We start from the raw sequence: 18,506 nt of genomic DNA on the forward strand, positions 1-18,506 counted from the left end.
TTGCTTCCTCAAGTTTCGAAGGTTGTTGTCGATGCAGCGATTGCACTCCCGCGCCATAACCAAGGTGATCTCCGCCCCATGAGCCTGATCTGGAACCAGCACCTCACTGCCCTGGTCGAGGCCGCCGCCGCGGGCGACGACGCGCAGCTCGCCGCGCTGCGGCGCCGCTACCCGCGCGCGGCGCTGGCGCTGGCGCCGCTGCTGGCCCGCGTCGTCGGCCGCCCGCCCGCCTCGGTGGCGCTGCAGACGGTGGAACAGCAGAGCCTGGTGCTCGGCGCAGTGCAGCAACTGTCGCGCGAGCAGGCGGCGCTGGAGAAGGCCGCCGGCGAAGGCCGCGGCAGCGTCGATCGTTTGACGGATGGCAGCGCCGGTATCTCGACGGCGCTGCAGCAGATCGGTGCCGAGCTCGACCAGGCCAGCCAGGCCGGACAGGCCGGCGAGCGCAGTGTCAGCGAACTCGACGGCCAGCTGCGGCTGCTGCGCAGCGCGCTGTCGGCGATGAACCGCAACCAGAGCAAGCTGGCCGAGCAGGTCGCGCAGATCCGCAAGCTGATCGGCGTGGTGCAGGAGATCGCGCACCAGACCAACCTGGTGGCGCTGAACGCGGCGATCGAGGCGGCGCGTGCCGGCGAGGCAGGCCGCGGCTTCGCCGTGGTCGCCGACGAGGTCAAGCAGCTGGCGGAGAAGACCACGCTGGCCACCGCCGAGATCGAGACCGTCACCGGTTCGATCGGCGACTTCTCGCTGCAGCTGGATGGCGACGTGCAACACGGCCTGCAGCAGCTTGAGCGCGCGCAGGCCGGCGTCGGCCAGTCCGGCACTACCCTGCGCGAGGGCAGCGAAGTGCTGCGGGCCGCCAGCGGACGCATCCACAAGCTGCAGCAGAACCACGACGTGCAACACGCGCGCGCCACCGCGGCGCAGGCCGCGCTCGGTGCGCTGCAGCGCCGCGGCAACGAAGCGCGTCGCCAGTCCGACTCGCTGCACCGCGCCGCCCTGCTGGCCCATCGGCTGGGGCTGGACTGGCTGGAAGGCGAAAGCGGCCGCGACCCGGCCAGCCTCAGCCTGACCCTGCGCGAAGCATCGCTGAGCCTGCGCCAGGCGGCGGAGCTGGCGCTGCTGGAACCGGGCGCGCTGGACCGGCGCTGGTTCGACACCCACGCAATCAACCGCAGCGTCGACCGGCTGGGCACCCTGTACCAGGGCCACCCCGCCAGCGCCGGTCTGAGCGACAGCGGCAGCCGCCTGTGCGAACAGGGCAGCCGCTTCGTCTCGCTGCTGTGCGATGGCCAGCTCGAACAGGCCGCCGCGCTGTCGCAGCAGATGGAATCCGGACGTGAAGCCCTGCTGGGGCAACTCGGCGCCCTGCTGGCGGACGCATGAGGAAACCCCGGCTCATCGCTCTCGGTGTGCTGGTCGCCGCGCTGGGCAGCGGTGCGGCGTGGCCGCAGCGGGCCCGTGCCGACACCGCGGCCACCGCGACGCAATCGCCCGACAGTGTGCGCAGCGCGGCCGAGCAGGCCGTGCGCGAGCACTACGCCCTGCCCGGCGGCCGCGTGGTGGTCAGCGCCGCGCCGCTCGACCTGCGCCTGCGCCTGGACGCCTGCCGCGAGCCGCTGCGCGCGGTGATCCCCGCCCACGCGGCAACCTCATCGCGCATGACGGTGCCGGTGCAATGCCCGCAACCCGGGGGCTGGACCGTGCGGGTGCCGTTGCGGCTCGAGCTGTTCCGCCAAGTGCTGGTGACCAGCCGGCTGCTGCTGCGTGGCGACGGCCTGGGCGCGGCGGACGTGCACGCGGAAGAGCGCGACGTCACCCGGCTCGGCTACGGTTATATCGACAATCTCGCCCAGGTGGCTGGCCGTACGCTGACCCGCGCGCTGGCCAGCGGCAGCGTGCTTTCGCCCGGCGCGCTGGGTGGCCGCCGCATGGTACGTGCCGGCGATCGCGTGGAAATGGTGGCCCGGCTCGACGGCATCGAGGTGCGCGCAGCCGGCGTGGCGATGGGCAGCGGCGACAACGGTGCCCGCCTGCGGGTGCGCAACGAGAGCTCGGGCAAGGTGGTCGACGCAATGGTCAGCGCCCCCGGCGTGGTGGTCGCACTGCCATGAGCCGGACAAACCGGTGCCCACGCCGCTACGCTCGCCATTCACCCCTAAAGTTTCCGCGACAGCGGCCGATCTGACGGTTACAGGGCCACACCCCAGCGAGCACGGACCCATGAATACGACCATTCCCAACAACGGCTTGCCGAAATTCACGCAGACCACCGGCAGCTCGGGCAACGGCCCGGCGGCGACGGCCAGCGGCCCGGCGGATGCCGCGGCGTCCGCGCCCAAGGCCGGCGACCAGCTCAAGCTGACCGATTCGGCCCTCGCGCTGCAGGAAGCCGCGCGCACCGGCGACAGCTCCGCGATCGACGCGCCGCGGGTGGAACGGCTGCGCCAGGCGCTGGCCGACGGCAGCTACACGATCGACGCCAACCGCATCGCCGAGCGCATGCTCGCGCTGGAACAGCAGCTCGGCGGCACGGGCAAGGCATGAACCGACGCCTGCAGCACGAGCTGGACGAGGCGCTGGCCGCGGTGCTGGGCGACATGCAGCAGGCGGTCGACCGGCTCGCGCAGGTACTCGAGGCCGAGCGCTCGGCGCTGGACGCCAGCGACAGCGACGCGCTGGACCAGGCCGGCACGCGCAAGCAGGCGCTGATGCTGCAACTGGAGCAACTCGATGCCGAGCGCCAGCAGCTGGCGTCCGAACAGCCGGCCGTGGCAGCCGCGGCAGCGGCCGGCTGGAGCCGGATCGTGCAGCGCCTGCAGTATTGCCACCTGCTCAACCAGCGCAACGGCAGCGTGGTCAGCCAGCGGCTGAACCAGACGCGCCGGGCGCTGGCCGTCCTGACCGGGCATGCCGGCGAAAACGAACTGTACGGCCGCTCCGGCGAACTGCGGGCCAGCCTGCGTTCGCAGGTACTGGCGGCGGTATGACAGCGCGATGAGAGGCGGCACCCCCAGCTGCCCACGCAGACGATCTTCCCACTGACCGCGAAGCAGCCTCCCCGGCATGCCCAGCGTTAACCACGACGACTGATCATGAGCCATCCGAACGCCTCCACCGCTGACACCCCCTCCATCGGCGCGCCGGGTCGCGACGGCGTGCCGACCTCGGTGCCGCTGCCGGTGTTGCGCGTACCCATGCTCGACCGCGAGCGCCAGCTGTTCGCCTACGAAATCGTCTTCCATCGCGAGCCCGGCGACGAACAGACCCTGCTGCAATGCGTGCTGTCGACCATCACCGACGGCGCACTGACCCGGCTGGTGCGCGGCAACCGCGCCTTCCTCAACATGCCGGCCGAGCTGCTGCCGGAAGACTCCGACGTGCTGCTGCACCAGCCCCGCCTTGGCGTGGTGCTGCAGCCCCACGTGGCCAGCGACACGGCGCTGATGAAGCGCCTGCAGCAGATGGCGCAACGCGGCTGCCAGTTCATGCTCGACGTGGCCGGCGCCGACCTGCAAAGCAGCCTGCCGCTCGAGACGCTGCTGCAGATGGTGCAACTGGTGCGGCTGGACGCCAGCCATCTGAGCCCCGAGCGGTTGAAGGAGCACGCCGAGCAACTGCACCTGCGCGGCATCCAGGTGGTGGCCGGCCACGTCAACGACCACCCCACCTACGAACGCTGCCTGCAACTGCCGCTGGAGGCGATCCAGGGCCGCTACCTGCTGATCCCGCAGCCGGTGGCCGTGCCCGTGCTCACCGCCAACCGGCTGAGCATGCTGCGCCTGATGCGCGTGCTGCAGGAAAGCAACCCCGGCCCGGTGGAACTGGGCAACATCGTGCGCGACGACGCGGTGCTCAGCTACAAGCTGCTGAGCTGCGTCAACTCGGCCTACTTCGCGCTGCCGCGGCAGCTGAAGTCGGTGCAGCAGGCGGCGATCTTCTTCGGCGTCACGCGCATGCGCAACTGGATCGACACCATGTCCATGTGCGGCATGGACGACCGCCCGCCGGAGCTGCTGCGCGCCGCGCTGATCCGCGCCCACATGTGCGAGAAGCTGGCCACCGGCATGCCCAACGGCCATCCGGAGATGGCCTTCACCGTGGGCCTGTTCTCCCTGCTCGACACGCTGATGTGCGCGCCGATGGAGTTCCTGCTGACCCACCTGCGGCTGGTGCCGGAGATCAGCGACGCGCTGACCGGCCGCGGCGGCCCGTTCGCGCCGTTGCTGAAACAGATCCTGGCCTGGGAGGCCGGCGAGCTGACCAGCGAACACGCCGTGCCGCAGCGCATCCAGCGCATGGCCACGATCTACCTGGGCGCCACGCAGTGGGCCGATCAGGTGTTCGCCTCTGCCGGCGGCAAGTCGGCCACGGCGTAAGGAGTCCGCACGCAAGGAGCGCGCGCATTCAGCGCGCGCGGCGCAGCCGCCAGCCGGTGAGCAGCAGGCCGCACAGCGCCAGCGCCAGCCAGCCGAACATGGTGCGCGTATCTTCGCCGAGCCACAGCACGCTGGCCACGATGCCCACGACCAGGGCGCCCAGGCCCAGCGCCAGCAGCGGGTCGCGCCGGTCACGCTGGGTCGCCAGCAGCACGAACGTCCCCAGCGAAGCCAGCAACACCGCCAGGACCCGCCAGCTCAGCACGAACTCCGGCGGCACCGGCAAGTCCGGAAAGATGTCCAGCACCGGCACGTCGCCGACCTGCACGACGTAACCCTTGCCGTCGGCGGCATCGGTGGCCGCCACCAACCGGTCGCCGTCGATGCGTCCGACCACGGTCAGCTGCTGCAGCGGCACCTCGTTCCAGCTCACCCGCACGTCGCCCAGGCGCGGGTCGCCCGGCCGCGCGCTGGTCACCAGGTAATCCTGGTAGCGGCTGAAACTGGCCGCCAGGTTCGCCGGCAGCGCGCCGGGGTCGGGCGTGACCCGCTGCGTGCCCGGTATCGCATGCAGCAGCACCGGCCCCAGCTCGAACCCGCCCAGCCGCACCAGGCCGGCATCGAACTGCTTGCCGCTGAGCGGGAAGCTGGCCGGGTTCGCATGGCCCTGCGGCTCCTCGAAATGGCCGGCATCGAGCAGGTGGTCGACCCAGTCCAGTTCGTAGTGCACGCCGCTGCCGACGCGCACCTCGCGCCACTGGAACATCTCCACGTGGCGCACCAGCACCGGGGTATCCGCCCGCAGGTTGAAATCCGGATCGCGCGGCGCCTCCACCACGGTCGGCGTGCCGACCACGCGCGCCATCGCGCCGTGCTGGCCGCCGCTCGGCGGCGAGTTCGTGCCGAGGTCGATCACCTCGCCGCCGTGCAGGCTGGCCACCGCGCGGTAGTTCAGCAGGCTGCGCGCGGTAGTCGCCACCAGGCCGATGCCGGCCAGCACCAGCAAGGCGCCGACGACGTTCAAGGCCAGCGCCTGCAGGGAGACCCCTTTGCGCCGTACCATCAGGCCGCTCCCGCCTGATGGTACGGCGGCATGCCGCGCACGACCTGCTGCTCGTCGGCCGTGCCGAAGCGGCCGCGCTCGCCGCGACTCACCCGTGCCAGCGCGCAATCGTGGTCGTGCGTGAAGAACAACCGCACGTCGCGCGCCAGCTTGTCTTCCAGGAACACGCGCTTCTCGTCGATCAGCTTCTCCGGCCAGCGGTCGTAGCCCATGGTGATCGGCAGATGCACCCAGAAGCGGCCCGGGATCAGGTCGGCGCAGAACACCACGCCGCCGACTTCGGCCAGCATCAGGCCCGGCGTATGGCCTTCCGAAAAGAAGAAGCGCACCGACTTGCCCAGCGTCTGCGAATGTTCGCCCTCGACCAGCTCCAGCCGGCCGCTGGCCTGCAGCAGCGGCTGCAACTCGTGCACGAACGAGGCGCGGTCGCGCGAGTGCGGGTGGGTGGCGCGATGCCAATGCTCCGCGCCCACCACGAAACGCGCGTTCGGGAACAGCAGCCGCGGCGGCTGGCCGTCCTCCCATGCCGCCAGCAGGCCGCCGGCATGGTCGAAGTGCAGGTGCGACAGCACCACCACGTCGATGTCTTGGTGAGAAAGACCCACTTCGGCCAGCGAATCCAGCAGCACATGCTGCGGCTCGACCACGCCATAGCGTTCGCGCAGCGCCGGCTCGAAGAACGCGCCGATACCGGTCTCGAACAACACGTTGCGGCCGTCCAGGCCCTTCACCAGCAGACAGCGGCAGGCCAACGGAATGCGGTTCTCTGCGTCCGGCGCGATCCAGCGCGACCACAACGCTTTGGGAGCGTTGCCGAACATGGCGCCGCCGTCCAGTTGCTGCGAGTTGCCGAGCAGGGACCAGAGTTCCATCTCAGATACCTCGCGTTGCCGACGGATTCGCCGGGAGCGAATCCGGACGCCGCAGGCGGCCCCGCGCAGCGCGCGGGGTGAGGCCCACGGATGGGCCGAACCACATGGCGCCGCCATCCAGCTGCTGCGAGTTGCCGAGTATCGAGAACAGTTCCATGGCCCGACCTCACTGCACCTTGCCCAGCCCCGACGGTCGGCGCGGGTCGCTGGCGGCGTCGAGCTTGTTGGCCTTGCGGTCCCAGGTCACCACGTTCATGAAGCCCCACGACTCGCGCGGCTTCAGCGTGTAGCCCATCTTCGTCAGCGCCTCGCCGGTGGCGGCGTCGAACGTGCCGTCCTCCACCATCACCATGTCCGGCAGGTACTGGTGGTGGAAGCGCTTGTGCGCGGCGATCTGCTGCGCGCTCTCGCCGTCGATGAAATGCAGGATGCCTTCCAGCACCTGGGTAATGATGGTCGAGCCGCCGGGCGAGCCGATCACCGCGGTGCGCTCGGCACCGATCACGATGCTGGGCGACATCGACGACAGCATGCGCTTGCCGCCCCTGGGCGCATTCGCCGCGCTGCCAAGCAGGCCGTACACGTTGGGCTTGTTCGGCACCAGCGCGAAGTCGTCCATCTCGTCGTTGAGCAGCACGCCGGTGCCGGCGGCGACGAAGCCCGAACCCATCGTGTAGTTCACCGTGGAGGTCACTGCAGCCATGTTGCCGTCGGCGTCGATGATCGAGAAATGGGTGGTGTGCATGCCAGGCTCCGGTGCCTCGGCGCGCGGCAGCATCGACGACGGCGTGGCCTTGTCCGGCAGGATGCTCTGGCGCAGGCCGGCGGCGTAGTACGGCGACAGCAGCATGTCCAGCGGCATCTGCACGAAGTCCGGGTCGCCCAGGTAGTCGTTGTGGTCGCGGAACGCGCGGCGCATCGCCTCGACGATGTAGTGCACGCGCGTGGCGGCATCCATCTTCGTCAGGTCGTAGCCGGACAGGATGTTGAGGATCTCGGCGATCGCCACGCCACCGGACGACGGCGGCGGTGCGGTGATGATCTGGTAGCCGCGATAGTCCACGCTGATCGGCGTGCGCTCCTTCGCCTGGTAGTTGGCCAGGTCGGCCAGCGTCCAGTTGCCGCCGGCGGCGCGCACCGCCTTGACCAGTTTCTGCGCGGTCTCGCCCCGGTAGAAGCCGTCGCGGCCGTGCGCAGCGAGCAGTTCCAGCGTGCGCGCCTGGTCCGGGTCGCGCCAGGTCGCGCCCTCCGCCGGCGGCTTGCCGCCCGGCAGGTACTTGGCGGCCGAGGCCGGCCAGCGCTCGAGGTCCTTCTGCGTGCCGGCGATCGCGCCGCGCAGGCGCTCGTCCGGCTGGAAGCCGTCGCGGGCGATGCGGATCGCCGGCGCCAGCGACTGCGCCAGCGGCAGCCGCCCGTAGCGGCTGGACAGCAGCGCCAGCCCGGCCGGCTGGCCGGGGATGCCGGCCGACAGCGGCCCGCGCAACGCGGTGTCGCGGTTCGGGCTGCCGTCCGGGTTGAGGTAATCCTTCGGGTTCACCGCCGCCGGCGCGGTCTCGCGCGCGTCGATGAAGATGTTGCGGCCGTCCTTCGCCCGGTGCAGCACCGCCATGAAGCCGCCGCCGGTGCCGGAACTCTCCGGTTCCACGATCGACAGCGTGGAGGCGACCGCCACCGCCGCGTCGAACGCATTGCCGCCCTTGGCCAGCACTTCGAGGCCGGCTTCGGTGGCATGGAAATTCGCGCTGGCGACGGCCGCGTGGCCGGGGCGCAGTGGCGCGACAGGGGTCGCTGCGGTCGGCGCCGCCGACGGCGCGCCGTCGGCGGCGAACGCCGCGCTGCCGGCCAGCAGCAGGCTCAGCGAGAGCACTGCCCAGTTCAGGGAAAACCTCATGCCGCGGACTCCTTCGCCATCAGCTGGCGATACTTGAGTTCAAGCTGTTCACGCGATTCGACGTGGTCGGGGTCGCTGACGATGCATTCGACCGGGCACACCACCACGCACTGCGGCTCGTCATGATGACCGACGCACTCGGTGCACAACGCGGGGTCGATCACGTAGAACTCCTCGCCCAGCGAGATCGCCTTGTTCGGGCAGGCCGGTTCGCAGACGTCGCAATTGACGCAGGTGTCGAGGATCTTCAGGGACATGGGATCGAAACAGAAGCGAGGGAGCAGTAGCGGGAAAGGCGAGGAGGCGAAGCCGCCTCTCCCAGCCCACTGCTCTCCACTCGCTCCGGCTTTCTCACATCGCGACGAAACGCACCGTGGCGCCGGTCGGCTTCAGCACGGCATCGACGCGCTGCTGGTCAGCCTGGTCGCCGATGAACAGGATGATCACGTCCTTGAACGAACCGGGCTTGGCATCCTTGAACGCCGCGACCACCAGGTCGGCGGTCTTGGCCGAATCCGGACCGGCGAACACCAGCATGTTGCCCGGCAGCACGCCGCGCGCCACGGTGTCCTGCACGTTCGACAGCTGGCGGCCACGACCGGCCACCGCCTCCTCCGAATCGCCGGCCGGCACCAGGTACGGGTACGGACGGTCGGCCTTCATGCCCTGCATGTTGTTCTGCACGATCTGGCCGAGATAGGCGTTCCACGCCTTGGTGTCGTTCGGATCGGTCGGCTTGGTCGCCTGCTGGCTGGCCTGCTGGCCGGCCTGCTCGGCGGATTCGTGCTTGCCGCAGGCGCTCAAGGCCAGACTGGCGGTCAGCGCGAGGGCAGCGATGAGAACGAACTTACGCATGGTGGTCACCTTCCGTTTCGGGTTGCTTGTTGTGGCCGGTCCGGCCCTTCTGCCAGCGCTGCCGCATGGCCTGTTGTACCGCCGGATGCACGAAACCGGAGATATCGCCGCCGAGGCGGCCGATCTCGCGCACCAGCGAGGAGGAGATGAAACTGTATTGTTCCGCCGGCGTCAGGAACAGCGTCTCGGCCTGCGGAATCAGATGCCGGTTCATGCTGGCCAGTTGGAACTCGTATTCGAAGTCCGACACCGCGCGCAGCCCGCGGATGATCACGCCAGCGCCGATATCCTGCACGAAGGTGGCCAGCAGGCAGTCGAAGCCGCGCACCTCCACGTTCGGCAGGTCGGCCAGCGCCAGCCGCGCCAGGGTGATCCGCTCGCCGATGCTGAAGCCGGGCCCCTTGCTGGAACTGTCGGCCACCGCCACCACCACCTTGTCGAACAGCGGTGCCGCCCGCGTCACCAGGTCGGTATGGCCGTTGGTGATCGGATCGAAGGTGCCCGGATAGACGGCCAGGCGCGGATTGCCCAATGGTTTGCTCACAAGACGGAGGAAGGCGGTAGCGGAATTGACCCTAGCTTAACGGAAGCGCGCGCCGATAGAGCGCAAAGCGCACCTCGCCGGCCTGGCCTTCGCGATGCAACTGCCAGTTCGGCGGCAGCGCCGGTGCGGGGCCGCGCGGCGACTCCACGTAGATCCAGGCCCGCGCGGCGAGCCAGCCACCCTGCTCCAGCTGCCGCGCCAGCGCCGGCCACAGCTCCAGCGCGAACGGCGGATCGAGGAACACCACGTCGCAGGGCTGTGCCGTGCCGCGCAGGAACGCCTCCGCCTCCAGTGCCGCCACCTGGCCGCCGTCGGCCTTGAGCCGCGCCAGATTCGCGCGCAACGCCTGCGCCGCGCGCGCGTCGCGCTCGACGAACTGCACGGCGGCCGCGCCGCGCGACAGCGCCTCGATGCCGAGCGCGCCGGTACCCGCGCACAGGTCCAGGCAGCGCGCGCCGTCGATCACCGGCGCCAGCCAGTTGAACAGGGTTTCGCGCACCCGCTCGGCGGTGGGGCGCAGGCCGGGCAGGTTCGGCACCTCCAGCCGCGAATTGCGCAGGCTGCCGCCGATGATGCGGATGCGCCCCGGCGCGGCCCGGCGCATGTCGTTCATGCCGCCGTGCCCTCGGCGAACGGACCCTCAGCGGGCAGTACGGGTTGGGGTGTTAGCATGCCGCCCATTGTCTTCGAATCACGCCCGCAATGCTCAAGTTCTGGAAGAAAAAGCCCGCTGAAACGGGGCCTGCCGACAAGGAGGAGAAGCACGCCGTCGTCGTGACAACCGCCGACGCCGTCGCACCGGAGAGCGGCGATGGCCCCCTGCACGAAGCGCTGGCAGAAATCGCCGCGCCGGCGGAAACCCAGCTCGAAACCGAACGCTTCGCGGTGCCGGCCGGCGATGACGTCGCCGAAACGGCGACCCCGGCCAGGCGCAGCTGGCGCGAACGGCTGTCCGGCAGCGCCTTCGCGCGCAGCCTCGGCTCGCTGTTCGTGCGTCACCCGAAACTCGACGACGACCTGCTCGACGAACTGGAAACCGCCCTGATCGGCGCCGACGTCGGCATCGAGGCCAGCACCGAGCTGGTAGAGAGCCTGCGCAAACGCATGCACAAGCGCGAGTTTGCCGACGCCCCGACGCTGCTGGCTGCGCTGCGCGAGGCGTTGCTGGTCCTGCTCAGGCCGGTCGAGCAGCCGCTGCAGGTGGCCGGCCGGCAACCGTTCGTAGTGCTGGTGGTCGGCATCAACGGCGCCGGCAAGACCACCACCATCGGCAAGCTGGCGCGCCGCTGGAGCGACGAGAAACGCGCGGTGATGCTGGCCGCCGGCGACACCTTCCGCGCCGCCGCGGTCGAGCAGCTGAAGACCTGGGGCGAGCGCAACGCGGTGCCGGTGATCTCGCAGGGCCAGGATGCCGACGCCGCCAGCGTGATCTTCGACGCGCTGCAGGCGGCGCGCTCGCGAGGTGCCGACGTGCTGATCGCCGACACCGCCGGCCGGCTGCACACCCAGGGCGGCCTGATGGACGAGCTGGGCAAGATCGCCCGCGTACTGAAGAAGCTCGATGCCGACGCGCCGCACGAGGTGCTGATGGTGATCGACGGCACCACCGGCCAGAACGCGGTCAGCCAGGTGCGCCAGTTCCGCCAGATCGTCGGCGTCACCGGGCTGGTGGTGACCAAGCTCGACGGCACCGCCAAGGGCGGCGTGGTGTTCGCGCTGGCGCGCGAGTTCGGCCTGCCGATCCGCTTCGTCGGCCTGGGCGAGAGCGCCACCGACCTGCGCGTGTTCGAAGCCGCGGCGTTCGTCGACGGCCTGCTGCCGGCCAGCCTCGGCGGCGAGGCGCCGGGCCATGACTGAACCGCAATGGCGGAGCTGAGCGCATGTCGCGCCGACTGCGGCTGACCCTGCTGGCCCTTGGCGGCGTCGCGCTGACACTGCTGCTCGCCGCGGTGATCGCGGTCTACATCCTGCTGCAGCCGGAGCGCTTCACCCGCATGCTGCAGACCCAGGCGCGCAGCGCCGGGCTCGAACTGAACCTGGCCAGCCCGGCCAGCCCGACCCTGTTCCCGCGACCGGCACTGGGCCTGGACGGCATCACGCTCAATGCCGCAGGCGCCGGCGCGCCAATCCTGCTGGCCGCGCACGGCCAGCTGGTGCTGCCGTGGCATACCGTGCTCGGCGGCCCCACGGTGATCTCGCAACTGCAGATCGAGTCGCCGCGGGTCGACCTCGACGCGCTGCAGGACTGGCTCGCCGTGCTGCCTGCGCAAGCCGAGGGCGCGCCGCCGAACATCCCGCGCATCGACACCGGCGTCAGCATCAGCCGCGGCAGCGTGGTGCGCGGCAACCAGGTGCTGCTCGGCAATGTCTCGCTCGAAGCCGGCAGCCTGATTTCCGGCCAGCCGTTCCCGCTCGCGCTGTCCGCCGTCACCGCCGCCGGCACGCCGCTGCGGCTGCGGCTGTCCGCCACGCCGCGCATCGAGGGCAACGCGCTGCAGCTCAACAACATCACCCTGCACCTGTCGCAGGGCAGCACCACGACGCTCGCGCTCACCGGCCAGGCACGCTGGCACGGCGCCGCCGACGCCGCCGCCAGCCTTGCCGGCAAGCTCGACCAGGCCAGTGCCGGCCAGTACGACGTCTCGCTGCAGCTGACCCCCGCCGACCAGAGCAACCCGCTGCTGCTCACGCTGAAACTCGACGGCCCCGCCAACCACGCCGACCTGCGCCTGCCGCCGCTGGCGCTGGCGCACTGGTGGAGCCAGCTGGGCGACCCGCAGGGGCCGCAATTGAGCGTGCCGCCGGGCAGCGGCCATGCCGAGATCGCGCAGCTCGACGCCGGCGGCATCCACATCGAGGGTCTCGCCATCCGTGCCGGCGACGCCGTGCCCGCGCCGGCCGGAACGGTAGCCGCACCGGCGAAACCCGCCGGCAAGAAGCAGCCATGAATGCATCCCTGGCCCCCCGCCTGCTGCGCTGGTTCGACCAGCACGGCCGCAAGGACCTGCCATGGCAACGCGCACTCGATGACGGCCGGCGCGACGCCTACCGCGTGTGGCTGTCCGAGGTGATGCTGCAGCAGACCCAGGTTGCCACCGTGCTCGGCTACTTCGAGCGCTTCGTCAACGCGCTGCCCACCCTGCGCGCACTGGCCGCTGCCGACGAGGACACCGTGCTGGCGCTGTGGTCGGGCCTCGGCTACTACCGCCGCGCGCGCTTCCTGCATCGCGCCGCGCAGCTCTGCGTCGAGCGGCACGGCGGCGAACTGCCGCGCGACTTCGACGCGCTGGCCGCGCTGCCCGGCATCGGCCGCTCCACCGCCGGTGCGATCCTGGCGCAGGCGCACGGGCTGCGCTTCGCCATCCTCGACGGCAACGTCAAGCGCGTGCTGGCGCGCCACCACGGCATCCACGGCTACCCCGGCGACAGCGCAGTGGAAAAGCAGCTGTGGCAACACGCCGAGGCGCACACGCCGGCCGCGCGCGTCGCCGACTACACCCAGGCGATCATGGACCTGGGCGCCACCGTCTGCGTGCGTGCGCGCCCGCGCTGCGCGGACTGCCCGCTGGCCGCCGACTGCGTCGCCCGCCGCGACGGCCTCACCGCGCAGCTGCCCGGGCGCAAGCCGGCGAAATCCATCCCCACCCGCGCCACCGTGATGCTGGTCCTGCGCGACCGCCGCGGCCGCGTGCTGCTGGAGCGGCGCGGTCCGCAAGGCGTGTGGTCCGGCCTGTGGAGCCTGCCCGAAGCCAGCGACCCGGACGGCGCCTGGCGTCTCGCGCAGCAGCACGCGCGGATCGACGACGCGCAGGCGCTCGCCCCGTTCACCCACGTCTTCAGCCATTACAAGCTCGCCATCGAGCCGCTGCTGTTCGACCACGCGACAGCGCAGCGCGGCATCGCCGATAATCCGCAGCTGCGCTGGTGCGACGCCGACGAACTGGGCGCACTCGGTCTGCCCGCGCCGGTGCGCAGCCTCCTGCTGCAGATCAACGACAAGCCTTGAGCCGCCCCGCAAGCTGCACGCCGCATCGCGACCGCCCCATCAGGATCCGAACCATGAGCCGTACCATCCACTGCGCCAAGCTCGGCACCGACGCCGAAGGCCTCGACTTCGCCCCCTGGCCCGGGCCGCTCGGCCAGCGCATCTACGCCGAGATTTCCAAACCCGCCTGGCAGCAATGGCTGGCCCACCAGACCACCCTGATCAACGAATACCGGCTCAACCCGCTCGACCCGAAGGCTCGCAAGTACCTCGGCGAACAGATGGAGAAATTCCTGTTCGGCGGCGACTTCGACCATGCCGCCGGCTTTACCCCGCCCAACCTCGAGTCTTGACGAAAAGCCGTGCATTCGGTCTAATGCGCGGCTCCACGCATCATCGGCAAGCTTCATCGCTGCCCTGATTGCCAGGTTCCCGGCCGGGTAGCTCAGTTGGTAGAGCAGGGGATTGAAAATCCCCGTGTCGGCGGTTCGATTCCGTCCCCGGCCACCATGTAAAACAACGACTTAGGCCATCCTGCGGGGTGGCCTATTTTGTTCCAACCCGCAGCCAACTCGCGGGCGAAACTGGGGGGCGGGGCACGGAACATAAAAATCCCCGTGTCGGCGGTTCGATTCCGTCCGGCCACCATGTATATCCAAGACTTAGGCCATTCTTCGGAGTGGCCTAGTTTATTCCAACCCGCGTCCAACCCATGGGCCATACCGATCGACGTCGGAAAAATCCCCGTCGCCCTGGACCGGGTTGCACACTGATCGCGCGAGGCAAGACCTCACAAACCCACTATCGTGATGTAAGCGGCGCGCAATGCCTCCGCGTCCACTGCTGCGTGATGTCGGCGCGCCGCCTTCTCAGGTCTGCAGCCGAAATAAACCTCCTGTTCACCCAGGACGTCTTGGCGCGTGACGAGCACCGGCTCCCACGCCGGCACCTCACCGCTCCACGTTCCAAACCCGGCCAGCGCCCTCGCCAACTGTCTCTTGTCGATCGCCCCGTCGAAGTGGATGCGGGGGTGGTCGAAGGACGCCACGAACGCCCGTAGCTGTTCACCGAAATTCTCATCTGAGAGCGCTGCATCGCCGCCGTCCAAGAGCGGATAGACCACCTTGCTGACGAAGGATGACGATGCTCCAGGTCGTGGAGCCCGCTCGGCGTAGAAGTATTGGGTGGCATCCGCGTTGACCAAGGCCAAGCTGACCAGCTCGCGCACAGCATCGTTGTTCCACTCGGTGTCGAGAAAGAGAAGATCGGCCATGCTGGGCCCCGGTGTCATTGGGCGGTGATTGGGAATAGTGACGGACGGCGATGTCGTCAGTATGCCCGCGAACGACTTCCTCACCTGATCAGGCCATCCGATTCGATGTGGGTAGCGGCGTTTTGGCTAGGCGGGGCCGAGTCCACTCGCAAGCCGCCCCACCACACCGGGAACAGGGCTGGTTGGGACGAAACGCGCCCAGCGCTGGGTGATCAGGAGTTGTTAACCCACGTGGACAAGCGCGAAGACCATTCCTCCCGTGCAAGGTGCGCCCCACGACTGTTGCGTCCGAAGCTGACAAGGATCATAGGGTGGTCCAAGTCATGTACGTGGATTTGTACGCCAAAATGTCCGTTATTATCAAATTTGTTCCAGCGCAGAATGTTGGCCTTCTTGGTATAAACGACGCGTCCAGATACACCGTCCTTGGTCATGAGAATGTTTTGGCTCATGTCGATGGCAATAAGGTTTTTTAATTGGAAAGTCGGATTGAACCCCGGAGGCGCAGACATGGAGGCCCCACCTCCACTCATGCCCTTTTTCACGACTACAATGAGCACCACGACCACGATCAGCAAAATGAAGAATCCCACGGCTCGCCACTCCTTTTACGTTTAGGTAATGAAAGTCAGACAGCCGACTCCAGGTCAAAAACCTGGATCAGAGTCGATTTTCTATGACTCGCACAAAATTAAAGTTCACTCTGACCCGAATGGCACTTACTTAAGCTCGTCATCCCCGCGAAAGCTCATCCAACGCCTCTGGTAGCCCGTAGTCACTGGATTCCTGCTTGCACAGGAATGACGTTAGTGAAGCTTTGCGCTCAAGTAAGTGCCATTCTTCTCTGCCCCCTGTCGTCAACCATGATTTCTGTTTTCGTGCATCCACGTCATGGCATGGGTTCCTTCTCGTCGTACTCCGACTGGAACCCATCCCCCACAAAAACGATCTTGTCGATACGCACTGGCAGGTCATACCACGTTTCCGATTGACCTTTAACGTCCAGCCGCGGGGTTCCGACGGTAAAGAAGATGTAACTCAGCGAGGTCAGTTGCCAATTGGCGACCTTGGTGTGATCAATATCGACCACCAGTTTGTAAGTGGTTTCGCCGAAGCCAGGATTCACGTTGGGAGACGTCGGATCGGGCCAATGGGGATAGAGCCCCGACCTCATGTCGCCCCAAGACCAGTGGGGACCAATAATGTTGAAGTACGTACCGGAATCGCCCTGCACCATGCCCGACACAGTTCCTCCCAGCAGCTGGATGACAATGTCCTCGTCGGTGGGCGTCAGGCGAGGTTGACCCGGCACGTTCCAGAACATTCCGACTATTTGTCCGCGGTAATAGTATTTGCGCGTGGCTCTCAACTCGGCGATGCGCTTCCGAACCGTGTCCTCGGTCGCGGATGAATCCAGCATCTTCTCCCGCCCCAGGCAGTAGGAGAGTTCTCGGGGCGTGAGGGTGCGGCCCGTCACGATTAGCCCGATGTACTCGGGGTCGCAGGTGTCCACCCCAGATGTGCCCCTGACGTTGTAGCGCGACTGGGCGCTTGAGCCCCAGCGGATGTGGGTGTACCCGTCGATCTGCGGTGGGTCGAAGACCAAGTGATTCCAGTTCATGCCGCCGTCCAGCTCATCTCCATGGATTCCATCGTTACCTTGGGTGGCAGTGCTGGCGGCACCGCTACCGAAGGGCGGCATTCCGGCACGTGTGTGCGTGATCGACTGTACCGCCGCCCCACCCATCTGAGTGGCCGCCTGTTCTACGCCTCGTCCGAGTTGCTTGAAGAAACCACCAATCTTGCTGCCAGTGGACGGTTGGGCGGCGGTGCCGGCATGGGCCGGTTGATCTTGTGCGGCGGCGGTTCCGGTGAGAGTGAGAGCGAGGGCTAGCGCCCCCGCCCGCAGGTGGAAAATGGTGATCATGGTGATGCGCCTTGTGATGGCTTGGCCGGAGTGTGGTCACACGGATTTGGGCTTCTGGACTACGAACATCCAGGAAGCGCTTCCTGACCCCGGCTCCTGGTCTTGTGCAACGGATACGATGGATCTAGCTGGCTTTGGCCAGTTCCGTCAGCGTATGCGTGCCAGCATGGCCGCACACGGGCACGGTCGTGTCCTGCAGGCGGTTGGTTGCCATGGGCGATTTGGCGTGCGAGTAGCACACGTCTGCATCGCCGGCCCATAAAGCAGTTGCAAAAAGCATCAGGCACATGCCGAACGTGGCCGTCTTGAGAGACGTCATCATTGCTCTCCCTTGTTCTGCGCTGCCGTATCTTCGAGCAACACCTGACCGTGCAAGTCAAGCAACTGCACCTTGGTGACAACGGCCTGCACGGTGGTATAGCCGTTATCGCCCGTGCTCTGGATAAATGCGAAAATACGCATGTGCAATTGACCAAGAGTTGCCTCGATAGCACGGGCCTTCGCTTGATCCGTGACGTGTAATTGCTGAAAAGCCTCGCCATTCGTCATAACAAGGCTGATGCCATTACTTAATTCGTACATGCTGCCGTCATGAACGATGCTGTCGCTGAACCTGATTCCTTGACCTTGCTGGAATAGGGTTTCGCCGACAGCAAAAGTATGGTTGGCGAAGTCGTAATGCCCGATCTCAGGGCTATCGTCTGTGTAAGTGATGTACCGATGCGCCTTGGCATCGGCAACTCCGGCGTCGAGACTCGGTTGCAATGTCTTCAGCAAGTCGTGCTTCTTGAAGGCATCGGAGGTTAAGTAGTAGTCGATGGAATACGATTCTGCCATTTTGTCGTAATTCGCCGGCAACCCGGAAAACGCGGCATACAGGAACAGGAGCTGGCTGCCCTTGGATATCTCCACGTAGGCGCTGTCAGGTGTGGCGAGATCGGGCTGCGGCAAACTGGCCGTTTTCGCAGCCTGCTGCACGGCGGCCGGCGACAGCGCGCTGCTCAATGAAGGTTTCGATGCCGAAGCACTGGTGTCGGACGAAGGCGCGGATTTGGAACAGGCACCAAGCATCAGAGTAGCCACCACGAGGGCGGATGCAGACAGCAAAACGGAACGGGACATAACGATTTTCCGAAAGTTTGTGGACGACCTGATAGAGGAAGAGTCGATGTCATTCATCAGCGTCAGGTAACACTTTGGACAGATAAAAATCCCTCCATTTGTCTCCATCACCGATGGCCAAAGATTTATCTTTGCTTGGGCAGTTCATGCTGGTCAGTTTGATCTGCGCTCCGTCATTCAAGATCGTGGCGCTCTCAATTACTGAAGGACAACCGTTGCTGTTACCGTGCGTCGTAAACGTCAACCTATCTCCATCCTGTACATAATCGACGTCATATGACATACCGCTCCAGAGAGATGTACCTATAAGCCATAAATCAGCCTTCGTTGAGGTCTTGAATTTGACATATCCCGCATTGCCATTGTAGGTTCCAGAGACAGGCGGCGTTTTATGGCATGCGCTGAGTAAAGCAACGACACTAATTACCGCGATCGAAGACAAGAGTTTTCTTGTTGCCATTGACATGCCTATGTTTCCTGTTTGATATGAATAGGAAGAGTGGTGTCGGTAGAGCACATTTCAGGGATGCTTTAGTTTCCTGCCCTGGTGCGACTGAACCGTCACCCTGGTGATGCGGTAGCTACCAACAGATTCGTG

Annotated in this window: 22 protein-coding genes and 1 tRNA gene; 10 read left to right on the top strand and 13 right to left on the bottom strand. The window is 67.0% G+C overall.

Going from position 1 to position 18,506, the window contains the following annotated elements:
- Positions 1-78 precede the first annotated feature (78 nt).
- From R2APBS1_RS14670 to R2APBS1_RS14690, 5 genes are all read left to right on the top strand, one after another.
- Positions 79-1,383, top strand: coding sequence for a methyl-accepting chemotaxis protein (locus tag R2APBS1_RS14670; RefSeq protein ID WP_015448521.1), 1,305 nt, complete (start codon positions 79-81; stop codon positions 1,381-1,383).
- Positions 1,380-2,111 (top strand): flagellar basal body P-ring formation chaperone FlgA, encoded by a 732-nt coding sequence (gene flgA, locus R2APBS1_RS14675; protein ID WP_015448522.1) that lies wholly within the window; start codon positions 1,380-1,382, stop codon positions 2,109-2,111. The genes R2APBS1_RS14670 and flgA overlap by 4 nt, the downstream gene beginning before the upstream one ends.
- Before the next feature lie 109 nt (positions 2,112-2,220).
- Complete coding sequence (flgM, locus tag R2APBS1_RS14680) at positions 2,221-2,544, top strand: flagellar biosynthesis anti-sigma factor FlgM (protein ID WP_007511401.1); 324 nt, start codon at positions 2,221-2,223, stop codon at positions 2,542-2,544.
- Positions 2,541-2,987, top strand: coding sequence for a flagella synthesis protein FlgN (locus R2APBS1_RS14685; RefSeq protein WP_015448523.1), 447 nt, complete (start codon positions 2,541-2,543; stop codon positions 2,985-2,987). The genes flgM and R2APBS1_RS14685 overlap by 4 nt, the downstream gene beginning before the upstream one ends.
- Before the next feature lie 105 nt (positions 2,988-3,092).
- Positions 3,093-4,376 (top strand): EAL and HDOD domain-containing protein, encoded by a 1,284-nt coding sequence (locus R2APBS1_RS14690; RefSeq protein WP_015448524.1) that lies wholly within the window; start codon positions 3,093-3,095, stop codon positions 4,374-4,376.
- A 28-nt stretch (positions 4,377-4,404) separates the two neighbouring features.
- Here the strand turns inward: R2APBS1_RS14690 and R2APBS1_RS14695 are convergent, their stop codons facing one another.
- The 7 genes from R2APBS1_RS14695 to rsmD all read right to left on the bottom strand — a co-directional run bounded on the left by R2APBS1_RS14695 (position 4,405) and on the right by rsmD (position 10,214).
- Positions 4,405-5,439, bottom strand: a complete 1,035-nt coding sequence (locus R2APBS1_RS14695; RefSeq protein ID WP_015448525.1) for a TMEM43 family protein — start codon at positions 5,437-5,439, stop codon at positions 4,405-4,407.
- Positions 5,439-6,311 (bottom strand): MBL fold metallo-hydrolase, encoded by an 873-nt coding sequence (locus R2APBS1_RS14700; RefSeq protein ID WP_015448526.1) that lies wholly within the window; start codon positions 6,309-6,311, stop codon positions 5,439-5,441. Before R2APBS1_RS14700 ends, R2APBS1_RS14695 begins: the two co-directional genes overlap by 1 nt.
- 166 nt (positions 6,312-6,477) lie before the next feature.
- Entirely contained in the window at positions 6,478-8,202 is a 1,725-nt protein-coding gene (gene ggt / locus R2APBS1_RS14705) for a gamma-glutamyltransferase (protein WP_015448528.1), read from the bottom strand.
- Positions 8,199-8,459 carry a YfhL family 4Fe-4S dicluster ferredoxin gene (locus R2APBS1_RS14710; protein ID WP_007511409.1) on the bottom strand — a complete coding sequence of 87 codons (261 nt, stop codon included), beginning with the start codon at positions 8,457-8,459 and terminating at the stop codon, positions 8,199-8,201. Before R2APBS1_RS14710 ends, ggt begins: the two co-directional genes overlap by 4 nt.
- 94 nt (positions 8,460-8,553) lie before the next feature.
- On the bottom strand, positions 8,554-9,057 hold the full coding sequence (locus tag R2APBS1_RS14715; RefSeq protein WP_007511410.1) for a hypothetical protein: 504 nt from the start codon (positions 9,055-9,057) through the stop codon (positions 8,554-8,556).
- Positions 9,050-9,589, bottom strand: a complete 540-nt coding sequence (gene coaD / locus R2APBS1_RS14720) for a pantetheine-phosphate adenylyltransferase (protein WP_015448529.1) — start codon at positions 9,587-9,589, stop codon at positions 9,050-9,052. The genes R2APBS1_RS14715 and coaD overlap by 8 nt, the downstream gene beginning before the upstream one ends.
- A gap of 43 nt (positions 9,590-9,632) precedes the next feature.
- On the bottom strand, positions 9,633-10,214 hold the full coding sequence (gene rsmD / locus R2APBS1_RS14725) for a 16S rRNA (guanine(966)-N(2))-methyltransferase RsmD (protein ID WP_015448530.1): 582 nt from the start codon (positions 10,212-10,214) through the stop codon (positions 9,633-9,635).
- A gap of 89 nt (positions 10,215-10,303) precedes the next feature.
- Between rsmD and ftsY the strand changes: the two genes are divergently transcribed.
- From ftsY to R2APBS1_RS14750, 5 genes are all read left to right on the top strand, one after another.
- Positions 10,304-11,458 (top strand): signal recognition particle-docking protein FtsY, encoded by a 1,155-nt coding sequence (gene ftsY / locus R2APBS1_RS14730; protein WP_015448531.1) that lies wholly within the window; start codon positions 10,304-10,306, stop codon positions 11,456-11,458.
- 23 nt (positions 11,459-11,481) lie between these two features.
- Complete coding sequence (locus R2APBS1_RS14735; RefSeq protein WP_015448532.1) at positions 11,482-12,549, top strand: AsmA family protein; 1,068 nt, start codon at positions 11,482-11,484, stop codon at positions 12,547-12,549.
- Positions 12,546-13,607 (top strand): A/G-specific adenine glycosylase, encoded by a 1,062-nt coding sequence (gene mutY, locus R2APBS1_RS14740; RefSeq protein ID WP_015448533.1) that lies wholly within the window; start codon positions 12,546-12,548, stop codon positions 13,605-13,607. Before R2APBS1_RS14735 ends, mutY begins: the two co-directional genes overlap by 4 nt.
- A gap of 53 nt (positions 13,608-13,660) precedes the next feature.
- Positions 13,661-13,939, top strand: coding sequence for an oxidative damage protection protein (locus R2APBS1_RS14745; protein ID WP_015448534.1), 279 nt, complete (start codon positions 13,661-13,663; stop codon positions 13,937-13,939).
- An 81-nt stretch (positions 13,940-14,020) separates the two neighbouring features.
- A tRNA-Phe gene (locus tag R2APBS1_RS14750) sits at positions 14,021-14,096 on the top strand.
- 280 nt (positions 14,097-14,376) lie between these two features.
- Here R2APBS1_RS14750 and R2APBS1_RS14755 read toward each other — a convergent pair.
- From R2APBS1_RS14755 to R2APBS1_RS20240, 6 genes are all read right to left on the bottom strand, one after another.
- The gene (locus R2APBS1_RS14755; protein WP_015448535.1) at positions 14,377-14,859 is read right to left on the bottom strand and encodes a hypothetical protein; all 483 of its coding nucleotides are present in this window, start codon (positions 14,857-14,859) and stop codon (positions 14,377-14,379) included.
- A 212-nt stretch (positions 14,860-15,071) separates the two neighbouring features.
- The gene (locus R2APBS1_RS19775) at positions 15,072-15,452 is read right to left on the bottom strand and encodes a hypothetical protein (protein WP_015448536.1); all 381 of its coding nucleotides are present in this window, start codon (positions 15,450-15,452) and stop codon (positions 15,072-15,074) included.
- A 296-nt stretch (positions 15,453-15,748) separates the two neighbouring features.
- The gene (locus R2APBS1_RS14760) at positions 15,749-16,786 is read right to left on the bottom strand and encodes a hypothetical protein (protein WP_015448537.1); all 1,038 of its coding nucleotides are present in this window, start codon (positions 16,784-16,786) and stop codon (positions 15,749-15,751) included.
- Between the two features lie 124 nt (positions 16,787-16,910).
- The gene (locus R2APBS1_RS14765; protein ID WP_041676796.1) at positions 16,911-17,108 is read right to left on the bottom strand and encodes a hypothetical protein; all 198 of its coding nucleotides are present in this window, start codon (positions 17,106-17,108) and stop codon (positions 16,911-16,913) included.
- Positions 17,105-17,908: a hypothetical protein gene (locus tag R2APBS1_RS14770; RefSeq protein WP_015448539.1), complete on the bottom strand. Its 804-nt coding sequence runs from the start codon at positions 17,906-17,908 to the stop codon at positions 17,105-17,107. Before R2APBS1_RS14770 ends, R2APBS1_RS14765 begins: the two co-directional genes overlap by 4 nt.
- Before the next feature lie 49 nt (positions 17,909-17,957).
- Positions 17,958-18,374, bottom strand: a complete 417-nt coding sequence (locus R2APBS1_RS20240) for a hypothetical protein (RefSeq protein WP_157769756.1) — start codon at positions 18,372-18,374, stop codon at positions 17,958-17,960.
- Between the last annotated feature and the right edge of the window lie 132 nt (positions 18,375-18,506).

Source organism: Rhodanobacter denitrificans, assembly GCF_000230695.2.
In the GTDB taxonomy this organism is placed as follows: domain Bacteria; phylum Pseudomonadota; class Gammaproteobacteria; order Xanthomonadales; family Rhodanobacteraceae; genus Rhodanobacter; species Rhodanobacter denitrificans.